General features: G+C 70.1%; 10 protein-coding genes. 8 read left to right on the top strand and 2 right to left on the bottom strand.

What is annotated here, in order from left to right; translation table 11 throughout:
* Positions 1 to 5 precede the first annotated feature (5 nt).
* A complete protein-coding gene (locus ABZ420_RS02570; protein WP_357116315.1) occupies positions 6 to 926 on the bottom strand; it encodes an NmrA/HSCARG family protein in 921 nt (306 codons plus the stop codon).
* Between the two features lie 169 nt (positions 927 to 1,095).
* Here ABZ420_RS02570 and ABZ420_RS02565 point away from each other — a divergent pair, with 169 nt between their 5' ends.
* Complete coding sequence (locus tag ABZ420_RS02565) at positions 1,096 to 1,806, top strand: helix-turn-helix domain-containing protein (RefSeq protein WP_357116313.1); 711 nt, start codon at positions 1,096 to 1,098, stop codon at positions 1,804 to 1,806.
* A 130-nt stretch (positions 1,807 to 1,936) separates the two neighbouring features.
* On the opposite strand, the gene ABZ420_RS02560 is transcribed toward ABZ420_RS02565, so the two are convergent.
* Positions 1,937 to 2,326, bottom strand: a complete 390-nt coding sequence (locus ABZ420_RS02560) for a DUF2237 domain-containing protein (RefSeq protein ID WP_019048221.1) — start codon at positions 2,324 to 2,326, stop codon at positions 1,937 to 1,939.
* 202 nt (positions 2,327 to 2,528) lie between these two features.
* On the opposite strand from ABZ420_RS02560, the gene ftsY reads away from it, so the two are divergent.
* The 7 genes from ftsY to ABZ420_RS02525 all read left to right on the top strand — a co-directional run bounded on the left by ftsY (position 2,529) and on the right by ABZ420_RS02525 (position 11,953).
* The gene (gene ftsY / locus ABZ420_RS02555) at positions 2,529 to 4,019 is read left to right on the top strand and encodes a signal recognition particle-docking protein FtsY (protein ID WP_357116311.1); all 1,491 of its coding nucleotides are present in this window, start codon (positions 2,529 to 2,531) and stop codon (positions 4,017 to 4,019) included.
* Between the two features lie 327 nt (positions 4,020 to 4,346).
* The gene (locus ABZ420_RS02550; protein WP_357116309.1) at positions 4,347 to 5,726 is read left to right on the top strand and encodes an ammonium transporter; all 1,380 of its coding nucleotides are present in this window, start codon (positions 4,347 to 4,349) and stop codon (positions 5,724 to 5,726) included.
* Between the two features lie 4 nt (positions 5,727 to 5,730).
* Complete coding sequence (locus ABZ420_RS02545; protein WP_040868325.1) at positions 5,731 to 6,069, top strand: P-II family nitrogen regulator; 339 nt, start codon at positions 5,731 to 5,733, stop codon at positions 6,067 to 6,069.
* Between the two features lie 83 nt (positions 6,070 to 6,152).
* Positions 6,153 to 8,624 (top strand): [protein-PII] uridylyltransferase, encoded by a 2,472-nt coding sequence (locus ABZ420_RS02540; protein WP_357116307.1) that lies wholly within the window; start codon positions 6,153 to 6,155, stop codon positions 8,622 to 8,624.
* A gap of 120 nt (positions 8,625 to 8,744) precedes the next feature.
* Positions 8,745 to 9,059, top strand: coding sequence for a hypothetical protein (locus ABZ420_RS02535; RefSeq protein WP_040868323.1), 315 nt, complete (start codon positions 8,745 to 8,747; stop codon positions 9,057 to 9,059).
* Positions 9,060 to 9,165: 106 nt separating this feature from the next.
* Positions 9,166 to 10,728 (top strand): signal recognition particle protein, encoded by a 1,563-nt coding sequence (gene ffh / locus ABZ420_RS02530; protein WP_357116305.1) that lies wholly within the window; start codon positions 9,166 to 9,168, stop codon positions 10,726 to 10,728.
* Positions 10,729 to 10,858: 130 nt separating this feature from the next.
* Positions 10,859 to 11,953 carry an amidohydrolase family protein gene (locus ABZ420_RS02525; RefSeq protein WP_357116303.1) on the top strand — a complete coding sequence of 365 codons (1,095 nt, stop codon included), beginning with the start codon at positions 10,859 to 10,861 and terminating at the stop codon, positions 11,951 to 11,953.
* Positions 11,954 to 11,969: the final 16 nt, after the last annotated feature.

The following is an 11,969-nucleotide window of genomic DNA, read 5'->3' as shown; positions in this document are numbered from 1 at the left end:
TCTTGTCAGCTGACCGCGGCGGTGGCCTTTTCGCCGTCCAGCAGCGCTTTGATCTGCGCCGCACCGGTTTCGGCGAGCCAGGTGTCGAATGTCCGCAGACCGGGATGGATTTCGCGGGTCTCGTCGACGTCGGCGCGCCAGCCGCCGGTGTGGCGCATCGAACGCCAGGTATTGCCGATCTCCGCGCCGATCGCGTCCGCCTCGGCCTCGCCGACCTCCTGATACCGGACGGAGTGGCCGGTGGCCGCGCTGATCGCCGCGGCGGCCGCGGGCGGGGCGAGCACGTCACCCGCGAGTTCGAGGACGCGGCCGTGGAATCCATCCGGGTCGGCGAAGACGAGACCGGCGATATCGCCGATATCCGCCAGGGCGATCACCTTCATCGGCCCTTCGGCCGGGAAGAGATGCCGGTGTACACCGTCGAAGATGCCGTCGACCGGTGAGGTGCGCAGCAGGTAGTTCTCCATGAACCGCACCGGACGCAGCAGGGTGTAGCGGGCGCCGCTGGCGATGACGGCGTCTTCGATGCGCTTCTTGCCCGTCACGCCCCACGACGCGTTGTCGCCCATCGAGGCGATGCCGGTGAACACGATCTGCCGAACGCCCGCGTCGCGCGCCGCGTCCACGACCGCTTGTCCGCGCGCGGCTTCCAGGTCGACATCCCAGCCCTGCGGACTGTATGCGGCCGGCGGGACCAGGAACAGCCCGGTGACACCGGCCAGCGCCGCGGGCAAGCTCTCCGGGGCGTCGAAGTCGCCGACGACGAGTTCGGCGCCCGCCGCGGACAAGTCCTGTGCGGCCGGTGCCTGTGCGTCGCGGACCAGCGCGCGCACCGCCCTGCCGTCCGCCAGCAGCCTGCGGGCGGTCACGCCGCCCTGCTTGCCGGTGGCGCCGGTGACCAGGATGAGGTTGTGCTGAGGGGACATGCTCCGCCTTCTCTGCTCGGTAGAATCGGGTCGGTCAACCCGGATTCGAACGATACGGGTGGCTCGACCCGATTCACCAGGTCGCTTCCAGGAAGGCCGTAACGAAATGACCACCTCGCTCGCCCCGGACGGGCCGTCCCGAGCCGATGCCCGGCGCAACCGCGCCCTCGTGCTGGCGGCCGCGCAGCGGGCCTTCGCGGAGCAGGGCGCGTCGGTGTCGCTCGCCGAGGTCGCCCGCAGGGCGGGCGTCGGCGCGGGCACCGTCTACCGCCACTTCCCGACGAAAGCCGCTCTGCTGGAAGCCGTTATGCAGCAGCGCATCGACCGGTTGGCGAAAATGGCCGCCGACCGTCTCGGCGCAGCCGACCCCGGCGCCGCCTTCTTCGACCTGTGCACCGCCGTGATCGCGACAACCCCGGGTAACCAGGCGCTGTGCGATCTCGTCCAGTCCGACGACGGCTGGCCGCGTGCGCTGTTGCAGGGCGCGGGCGTGCGTTTCCATCGCGCCCTGGGCGCACTGCTGGCCGCGGCCCAGCGCGACGGGGCGGTCCGGGCCGACATCGAACTCGACGACGTGCTGGCGATCTTCACCGGATGCGTTGCGATTCAACAACTCCGCAAGGCGCGGGGCGAAGTGGACCGCACCGCGGCGCTCGTGCTCGACGCGCTGCGCGCCCGGCCGGGCGGTCCGGCAGTGACGAAACAGGATGCCGGGATCGAAAACCGTAACGAATCAGGTGAACGTAACGAAACCGGGGACGGTCGCTGCCCGGTGTGCCACGCGGCGGTGCCGCGGTCCGGGACGGGCCGCCGGGCGAGGTATTGCTCGGCGGCATGCCGCCAGAAGGCGCATCGCCGGCGGGTCGCGGAGGCCCGGTAGCGAGAATGGCGCATCTGTGCCATTCGGCGCTCTGCTGCGCCACCCATCCGATCGGACGCCGGTTCGCCGTCGGGGGCGGTGGTTCCTCGCGGCGACCCGCCGCGGGCAGAGGAGGGAAGTTCCCCCTCGCTCAGAGCAGGTCGCTGACGTCGTCGGGCACGTCGACGGCGTACTTACGCAGAATGTCCATCGAGATCACTTCCAGGGCGTTCTCGTGGGTGGCCGCCAGCACCACGGGCGCGGCCACGCCGTCCTCGTGCGCGTGCAGCCACCGCACGGCCACCACGCACCACCGATCGCCGGGCTGGAGGCCAGGAAAATTGTTTTCCGGACGCGGAGTACTCAGATCATTTCCGATGGAAGCTTGATGCTCCAGGAATTCTGCCGTGACGACGGTGCACACGGTGTGGCTGCCCAGATCCTCCGGCCCGGTACTGCAGCAGCCGTCCCGGTAGAAGCCGGTGAGAGGATCGGTGCCGCACTCTTCCAGCGGCCCCCCAAGCACGTTTCGATCGGTCACGTCGCCGATCCTATTGTCCCTTCGCGAGAAGTTCCGCAGGACAAGAAATCTCGGGGGCTGTGTCGGTGCCGGGCAGGGCTTGTGCACGGCCCGGTACCTGCGGTGTTCCCCGAGGTCACGCCGTCGGCCCGGTGCTGCGACTCGCGCGCCGGGTGCGGCTCGGGGCCCGGCCCGTGACGGTCGGTCTGCAAGGATGGTCCGCGTGAGTCCCGAAGTTTGGATCCTGATCGCCGCGGTCGCCGCACTGCTGCTCGTCGTGCTCGTCGCCGGTTTCGTCCGGTACCGGCGTGGCCGCGTGTCGCTGACACCGCCCACGCAGGACAAGGAGGTGACCGACCGGTCCGGCGGTTACACCGCGTCCGGCGGATTCACCTTCAGCAGGGGCGGCACGGCGACCGAGCCGCAACCGGTCGAGCGCACCGACACCGAAGGACAGCCGCACGTCGGCGACGACGCCGCGATCCCGCGCGACGCGCCCAAACGCGGCATCACCAATGTTCCGTTGCCGGAGGCGGACGTCGCCGAGGCCCCGCCCGCTGCCGGTGCCGCCGCTCCCGCCGAGCCGGAGGCGGCGGAGCCCGCCACCGGCGAGGCGGCACCGCCGGACAGCCCGGTGACCGGCCCCGCGCCGGTCACGGCCGACGAGACCGAGGTCGCGGACGCGACCGTCGAGCCGGTCGCCGACACCGCGGCCCAGGATGCCGCCGCCACGGGAGTCGTCGCTCCCGACACGCCCGCCGGCGTCGAGGCGCCGGTCGCGCTGGAGGAGATCGAGCCCACCGCCGGACGCCTGGTCCGGCTGCGCGGACGGCTGTCGCGCTCGCAGAACGCCGTCGGCAAGAGCCTGCTCGGCCTGCTCGGCGGCGGTGACCTGGACGACGACTCGTGGGAAGAGGTCGAGGACACCCTCGTGCTGGCCGACCTCGGCACCGCCAGCACCACGGCCGTCGTTTCCCGGCTGCGTGCGGAGATGGCGGCGCGCAGCGTGCGCACCACCGACGAGGCGCGTGCGGTGCTGCGCGATGTGCTCGTCGAGCAGTTGCGACCGGAGCTGGACCGCGCGGTGCGCGCGCTGCCGCACCCGGACCATCCGTCGATTCTGCTCGTGGTCGGCGTGAACGGCACCGGCAAGACCACCACCACCGGCAAGCTCGCGCGTGTGCTCGTCGCCGACGGCCGCCGGGTGCTGCTCGGCGCGGCCGACACCTTCCGCGCCGCGGCCGCGGACCAGTTGCAGACCTGGGGTGAGCGGGTCGGCGCCGACACCATCCGCGGCCGCGAGGGCGCCGATCCGGCCGCGGTCGCGTTCGACGCGGTGGCCGCGGGTGTCGAGCGCGGCGTCGATGTGGTGCTGATCGACACCGCGGGGCGGCTGCACACCAAGACGGGGCTGATGGACGAACTGGGCAAGGTCAAGCGGGTCGTGGAGAAGAAGGCCGCCGTGGACGAGGTCCTCCTCGTGCTGGACGCGACGGTCGGGCAGAACGGACTGACCCAGGCCCGGGTGTTCGCCGAAGTGGTGGATATCACCGGCGTCGTGCTGACCAAGCTGGACGGCACGGCCAAGGGTGGCATCGTCTTCCAGGTCCAGCACGAACTGGGCGTGCCGGTGAAGCTGGTCGGACTCGGCGAGGGCGCCGACGATCTGGCTCCGTTCGAGCCGGCCGCGTTCGTGGACGCGCTGCTGGGCTGATCCTCCCGCTTCGAAAGGGGCTGCGGCTCGTGGCGTTCCGGTCGACGGTTCGCCGCGAGCCGCTTCCCGCCGGGATGCGAGGCCGATCACACCCCGGATGTTTGCCGAGTCCTCCTCCGCTGTAACGAATGTCCGATTCCCCGGCGCGGTCCTCACAACGCCGCGAAACGCCCGGTGTAGGTGACGAAACGTAGTGGCAACACGGCTGCGCCATCCGTTCACGTAGGTGAAACACATCAGCTCTACGGATGAAACACCGAGTAAGGACCCTTCTGTTCAGGTCCATTTGCCGGAATCGGCGGGGCCCGAGATGAGGAGGACATTAAGGTGGCTTTTCCACTTACCGGTGCACCGGATACCGGTGACACCGCCTGGATGCTGGCGAGCTCGGCGCTGGTGTTGCTGATGACGCCGGGCCTTGCTTTCTTCTACGGTGGCATGGTCCGGTCGAAGTACGTGCTCAACATGATCATGATGAGCATCAGCGCCATGGGCCTGGTCGGCGTGCTGTGGTCGCTGTACGGATACTCGACGGCTTTCGGCGACAACAAATTCGGCGTGATCGGTGACCCGACGCAGTTCTTCGGCCTGAAGGGCTTGATCGGGGGCAACTCGGTCGCCGAGGTCAAGGACGCGGCGGGCGCGGTCACCACCGAAGCGGTGAACATCCCGCTCGCGGGCACGATTCCGGCCACCGTCTTCGTTGCCTTCCAATTGATGTTCGCCATCATCACGGTTGCCCTCATCTCGGGCGCGGTCGCCGACCGCTTGAAGTTCGGCGCGTGGCTGCTGTTCGCGGGCATCTGGTCCACGGTGGTCTACTTCCCGGTCGCGCACTGGGTGTTCGACTTCGACGTCAAGGACGCCGACGGCAACGTCGTGCACGAGGGCGGCTGGATCGCGAACAAACTGCTCGCGGTCGACTTCGCGGGTGGCACGGCGGTGCACATCAACGCCGGTGCCGCCGGTCTGGCCCTGGTGCTGGTGCTCGGCAAGCGCAAGGGCTGGCCGACGACCCCGTTCCGTCCGCACAACCTGCCGTTCGTCATGCTGGGCGCCGGTCTGCTGTGGTTCGGCTGGTTCGGCTTCAACGCCGGTTCCGCGGTCACCTCCGGCGGCCTCGCCGGTTCGACCTTCGTCACCACCACCGTCGCGACCTGCGCCGCCATGCTGGCCTGGCTGCTGGTGGAGAAGATCCGCGACGGCAAGCCCACCTCGCTCGGCGCGGCCTCGGGCATCGTGGCGGGCCTGGTCGCCATCACCCCGTCGTGTTCCTCGGTGAACGTGCTCGGCGCGCTGGCCATCGGCGCGGTCGCGGGCGCGTTGTGCGCCCTCGCGGTCGGCCTGAAGTTCAAGTTCGGTTTCGACGACTCGCTCGACGTGGTCGGCGTGCACCTGGTCGGCGGCATCGTCGGCACCCTGATGGTCGGTTTCGTCGCGGCGCCCGAGGCGGGTGCGGGCAAGACCGGCCTGCTCTACGGCGGTGGCGTCGATCAGTTGTGGCGGCAAGCGGTGGGCGCCGGTGTGGTACTTGCGTTCTCCTTCATCGCGACGCTGATCATTGCCTATATCGTGAAGTTCACCATTGGGCTGCGCGTGAGCGAGGAAGCAGAGTCGGTGGGCTTGGACGAGTCCGAGCACGCGGAAACCGCCTACGACTTCGCCGCTCTGGGTAGCACGGCACGTTCGGCCGTCAAGGAGGCATGACGACATGAAACTGATCACCGCAATCGTCAAACCGTTCACGCTCGAGGACGTCAAGTCCGGGCTCGAGCAGGCGGGTGTGCTGGGCATGACCGTCAGCGAGGTCCAAGGGTACGGCAGGCAGAAGGGCCACACCGAGGTGTACCGCGGCGCGGAGTACTCCGTCGACTTCGTGCCGAAGGTCCGCGTGGAGGTCGTCGTGGACGACGCGTCCGTCGACAAGGTCGTGGAAGTGATCGTCGAGGCCTCCCGCACCGGCAAGATCGGCGACGGCAAGGTCTGGGTCACCCCGGTGGAGTCCATCATCCGGGTCCGGACCGGCGAACGCGGCACCGACGCGCTGTAGCGGGATATCGATCGAGCGGCGGCCCCGCTCCCGCCGGAGCTCCGGCCGGAGCGGGGCCGCGCGCGTGAACTGGGCGGTGGGTTGTGGATAGTCAATACGAGCACGACGGTGAGCCGAAGGTCACCGGAGGCAGCGGCAAGGTGTCCAACGGGGCGGCCGACCTGGTCCGCGCGCGAACCCAACTGCTCGACGGCGGCCAGCCGCGCAATCCCCGGCTGGACGCCGAGTCGCTGCGCCAGGCCTTGGTCGACCTCTACGAACTGTGGCTCACGAGCAAGGGCGCCGAACTGGGCATCGCCCCCGACAGCGGCTTGGCCGTGGTGGCCGTCGGCGGTCTGGGCCGCGGCGAGATGCTGCCGTACTCCGATCTGGATCTGGTGCTGCTGCACGACGACGTCGACCCGGCCCGGGTGGCCGAGGTCGCCGATCAGCTCTGGTATCCGCTGTGGGACGCGCACATCAAACTCGACCACAGTGTGCGGACCGTTCCGCAGGCGTTGCGGGTGGCCGCGGACGACCTCATCGCCGCGCTGGGCATGCTCGAGGCCAGGCACATCGTCGGCGACCAGGACCTGAGCAATCTGCTGATCGGCGGGGTGCGCCGGGAATGGCGCACCGGAATCCGCTCCCGCTTCGACGAGCTCATCGCCCAGGCGCAGACCCGATGGGAGCGCAACGGCGAGATCGCCCACCGCGCCGAGCCCGATCTGAAGAACGGGCGTGGCGGCTTGCGCGACATCCAGCTGCTCGACGCGCTGGCCATCGCCCAGCTGACCGATGCCATGCCCGACCTCGGTCCGGACGTGCCCGGCGGCGGATTGAAACAGGCGCATCGGCGCCTGCTCGACGTGCGCACCGAGCTGCACCGGGTGGCGGGCCGGGCCCGGGACCAGCTGCGGGCGCAGGACGCCGACGAGATCGGCGCGGCCCTGCGCGTCGGCGATCGGTTCGATCTGGCTCGCACCCTGAGCGATTCGGCCCGGACGGTCAGTTACTCCGTGGACGTCGGGCTGCGCACCGCGGCCAACGCGCTGCCGCGCCGGGGCTTGGCGCGCCTGCGCCGGATGCCGGTGCGCAGGCCGCTGGACGAGGGAGTGGTCGAGCACGCGGGCGAGGTCGTGCTGGCCCGGGATGCCCGCCCGCAGCGTGATCCCGGCCTCATCCTGCGCGTGGCGGCGGCGTCCGCGCAGACCGGCCTGCCGATGTCGGCCACCACCCTCAACCGGCTCTCCGAGGACGCCCCCGAGCTACGCGAGCCGTGGCCCAAGGACGCCCTCAACGACTTGCTGGTCCTGTTGGGCGCGGGCCGCGGCAGCATCGACGCGGTCGAGGCGCTGGACCGGACCGGACTGTGGGGCAGGCTGCTGCCGGAATGGGGCGCCGTGCGCGACCTGCCGCCGCGCGATGTCCAGCACATCTGGACCGTCGACCGCCACCTCATGGAGACGGTCGCCTACGCGGGCGGGCTGAGCACCCGGGTGGCCCGCCCGGACCTGCTCGCCCTCGGCGCGCTGCTGCACGACATCGGCAAGGGCCGCGCGGGCGATCACAGCCTCGTCGGCGCGGAACTCGCCACGCACATCGGCCGCCGCCTCGGTTTGTGGCCCTCGGACGTGCGGACGCTCAGCGCGATCGTCCGCCACCACCTGCTGCTGCCGGAAACCGCCACCCGGCGCGACCTGTCCGATCCGGAGACGGTGCGCTCCGTCGTCGACACCCTCGACGGCGATCCGCAGCTGCTGGAACTGCTGCACACCCTGGCCGAGGCGGATTCGCTGGCCACCGGCCCCGGTGTGTGGGGCGACTGGAAGGCCTCACTGATCGGCGAGCTGGTCCGCCGCTGCCGACTGGTCATGGCGGGCGACCAGCTGCCGACGCCGGAGCCGATCGCACCGGAACTGATCGAGAAGGCCCGAGCGGGCGGGGTGCATGTGGACCTGAAGCCCGGTGAGAGCAAACACACCTACACGGTGACCGTCATCGCGCCGGACAGCCCAGGGCTGCTCTCCGACGCCGCGGGCGTGCTCGCGCTGCACTCGCTGCGGGTGCTGTCGGCCGCGCTGGGGGTCGAAGGCGCGTCCGCGGTGGACACTTTCGTCGTCGCTCCCAAGTTCGGTGATCCGCCGGACCCGGGCCTGCTGCGCCAGGAACTGATCCGCGCCACGGCCGGCGATCTGGATGTGCCCGGGGCGCTGGCCAAACGCGAGCGGGAGGCGAGCACCATCGGCCGGAGCCGGTACGCGCAGGCTCGGCCCCGAGTGATCTGGTCGGACACCTCCGCACCCGGCCAGGTGATCCTGGAGCTGCGCGCCGAGGACCGGGTGGGCCTGCTCAGCCGCCTGGCCGCCGAACTGGCCGCCTGCGGAGCCGACGTCCGCTGGGCCAAGGTCGTCACGATGGGATCGGCGGTGGTCGACAGCTTCTGCCTGGATCTGGGATCCGAGGACGGCCCCGCCCGCCGGGAAGCGATCGAGAAAGCGCTCCTCGCGGTGGTTCCCAAAACTGCGCCCAAGCCGCCCGAAGCGACTGCTCCCGACCCGGAAAGTAGCCGCTAGCTGCGGATAATCCGGTGATCAATCTGTTGCAGGATATTTGCTGCATCCGAACTCCCGCTCGGCGGCCGGACCATACGATCTAGGGCGTCCGGCTATCGCGAGCACGAGGGGAGCAGGTCGATGGCAATTGAAGTCGTTTCGGCGTCCACGATGACGAGTGACGAGACCACGCACATGGCACGCTGCGTCGGCGGCGACCGCTGGGTGGTCTCCTGGCTTCCGGGCCGCACGTTGACCGGGCGACAGGCGGTGACCGCGATGACGATCGCGTCCAGGGTCGCCACCTCGCCCATCCCGAGCACGGCGGAGTGGGCTGTCCTCGACGACCTGGCCCTGGAACTGGGTCTGACCGCCAACGAGGCGGTCTTCATGGTGGCCGAGGAGAACCACGACTACCGCAAAACCGCCAAGCCGCGCCGCCGCGTGCTCGACTAGCAGGACCGCGCTCGGCCCGGAAGGACGCACCGCCTGCGCGAACACGCGGGTGATCCCATTACCCTGGGAGAGAATGTGACGTCCCCCGAGATCAGGAGCGCGATCGGTGTTCGAATCCCTGTCCGACCGGCTTACCGGTGCCCTCAAGGATCTGCGCGGTAAGGGGCGTCTGTCACCGGCCGACATCGACGCCACCTGCCGCGAGATCCGCCTCGCGCTGCTGGAGGCCGACGTCGCGCTGCCCGTCGTCCGCGGCTTCATCGGACGGATCAAGGAGCGCGCCAAGGGCGCGGAGGTCAGCGCGGCGCTGAACCCGGCCCAGCAGGTCGTGAAGATCGTCAACGAGGAACTCGTCGGCATCCTCGGCGGCGAGACCAGGCGGCTGAACCTGGCCAAGAACCCGCCGACGGTGGTCATGCTGGCCGGTCTGCAGGGTTCCGGTAAGACCACGCTCGCGGGCAAGCTGGCGAAGTCGCTGAAGGGCCAGGGTCATCAGCCGCTGCTCGTGGCGTGCGACCTGCAGCGCCCCGGCGCCGTCACCCAGCTGCAAGTGGTCGGCGAGCGCGCGGGCGTGCCCGTCTACGCGCCGCACCCCGGCACGTCTGTCGGCGGCGGGGAGAACCCGCTGGGCATCTCGGCCGCCGATCCGGTGAACGTGGCGCGCGGTGGTGTCGAGGAGGCGCGCCAGAAGCAGTACGACGTCGTCATCGTCGACACCGCGGGCCGCCTCGGCATCGACGAGGAACTCATGCGCCAGGCGGCGGGCATCCGCGACGCCGTGCAACCGGACGAGACGCTGTTCGTGCTCGACGCGATGATCGGCCAGGACGCGGTCAACACCGCCGAGGCGTTCCGCGACGGCGTCGGCTTCACCGGTGTGGTGCTCACCAAGCTCGACGGCGACGCCCGCGGTGGCGCGGCGCTGAGCGTCCGCGAGGTCACCGGTGTGCCGATCCTGTACGCCTCCACCGGTGAGAAGCTCGAGGACTTCGACGTCTTCCACCCGGACCGTATGGCCAGCCGCATCCTCGGCATGGGTGACGTGCTCACCCTGATCGAGCAGGCCGAGCAGGTCTACGACGCCGAACAGGCCGAGGAGGCCGCGCGCAAGATCGGCAGTGGCGAGCTCACCCTCGAGGACTTCCTCGACCAGATGCTGGCCATCCGCAAGATGGGCCCGATCGGCAACCTGCTCGGCATGCTGCCGGGCGCGGGCCAGATGAAGGACGTTCTCGCGCAGGTCGATGACAAGCAGCTCGATCGCGTGCAGGCGATCATCCGCGGCATGACGCCGGCCGAACGGGCGAATCCGAAGATCATCAACGCCTCCCGCCGCCTGCGCATCGCTAACGGTTCCGGCGTCCAGGTCTCCGACGTCAATCAGCTCGTCGACCGCTTCTTCGAGGCCAAGAAGATGATGGCGATGATGGGCCGCCAGATGGGGCTGCCCGGCAGCCGCCGGGGCAACGCGAAGAAGGGCAAGAAGGGCAAGAAGGGTGGGCGCGGCCCCACGCCGCCGAAGGTGCGCGGCGGCTTCCCGGGAATGGGCGGCATGCCCGGCCTGCCTGCCGGAATGCCCGACCTGTCGAACATGCCCGCCGGCTTGGACGAGTTGCCGCCCGGGTTGGAGGGGTTCGACCTCAGCAAGCTGAAGTTCCCGAAGAAGTAGGGCACTTCGCCGCGGCAGGACCCTTCGGTCGGATGGGCGTCGCCGTCCCGCGGTCACTCGGTGCGTGGATGACCGTTGCGGGAATCGCCCAGTAGGTTGGAGGCGGCCGGTGACATCCAGGAGGTTGTTCGTGCATCTGCGAGGTGTCGTTCTCCCCGAAGACGAGGTGCGCGATCTCTGGGTCCGGGACGGCCTGGTGTCCTTCGAACGCGTACCGGGAGCCGAAACGCTCTGCGACGCGGGATGGATCGTGCCGGGCCTGGTCGACGCGCACTGCCACGTCGGCATCCGGTACGGAGGCGGCCACGAGGACCGCGCGGGCGCCGTCGCGCAAGCCGAGACCGAGCGTGACGCCGGGGCGCTGCTGCTGCGCGACGCGGGCTCGCCGATCGACACCCGTTTCATCGACGACCACGAGGACCTGCCGCGGATCATCCGCGCCGGCCGCCACATCGCCCGCCCGAAGCGCTACATCCGCGAACTGGGCATCGAACTCGACGACGAACGCGAGCTGCCGGAGATCGTCGCCGAGCAGGCCCGCCTCGGCGACGGCTGGGTCAAGATCGTCGGCGACTGGATCGACCGCTCCGTGGGCGACCTGCGCCCACTGTGGAGCGACGCGATCCTGAAGGAGGCCATCGACGCGGCGCACGCCAACGGCGCCCGGGTCACCGCGCACGTCTTCGGCGAGGACGCGCTACCCGGCTTGATCAACGCCGGTATCGACTGCCTGGAGCACGGCACCGGCCTCACCGACGAAACCATCGAGATGATGGTCGAGCACGGCACCGCTCTGGTCCCCACCCTGGTCAACATCGACACCTTCCCCGACATCGCCGACAGCGCGGGCAAATTCCCCGTCTACGCCTCGCACATGCGCGATCTGCACCGTCGGGTGCGCGGCACGGTCGCCGCCGCGCACGAGGCGGGCGTGCCGATCTTCGCGGGCACCGACGCGGGCGGCTCCATCCGCCACGGGCGCATCGCCGACGAGATCGCCGCGCTCGGCGCCGCGGGCCTGTCCGCGCACGACGCGCTCGGCGCGGCCTCCTGGAATGCCCGCGACTGGCTCGGGCGGCCCGGCATCGAAGACGGTGCGCCCGCGGATTTCGTCGTCTATCAAGAGGATCCGCGCACCCATCCGGAAACGCTCGGCACGCCGTACGCCGTCGTCCTGCGCGGGCGCGTGTACGGCGCGCACGGCCCGGTCACCGGCCATCGATAACTCGTCATCGCGGCTC

Origin of the sequence: Nocardia sp. NPDC005745 (assembly GCF_040630775.1) — a bacterium.
Lineage (GTDB): Bacteria > Actinomycetota > Actinomycetes > Mycobacteriales > Mycobacteriaceae > Nocardia.
Note: the sequence above shows the minus strand (reverse complement) of the source record. Positions and strands in the feature narration are given on the sequence as shown.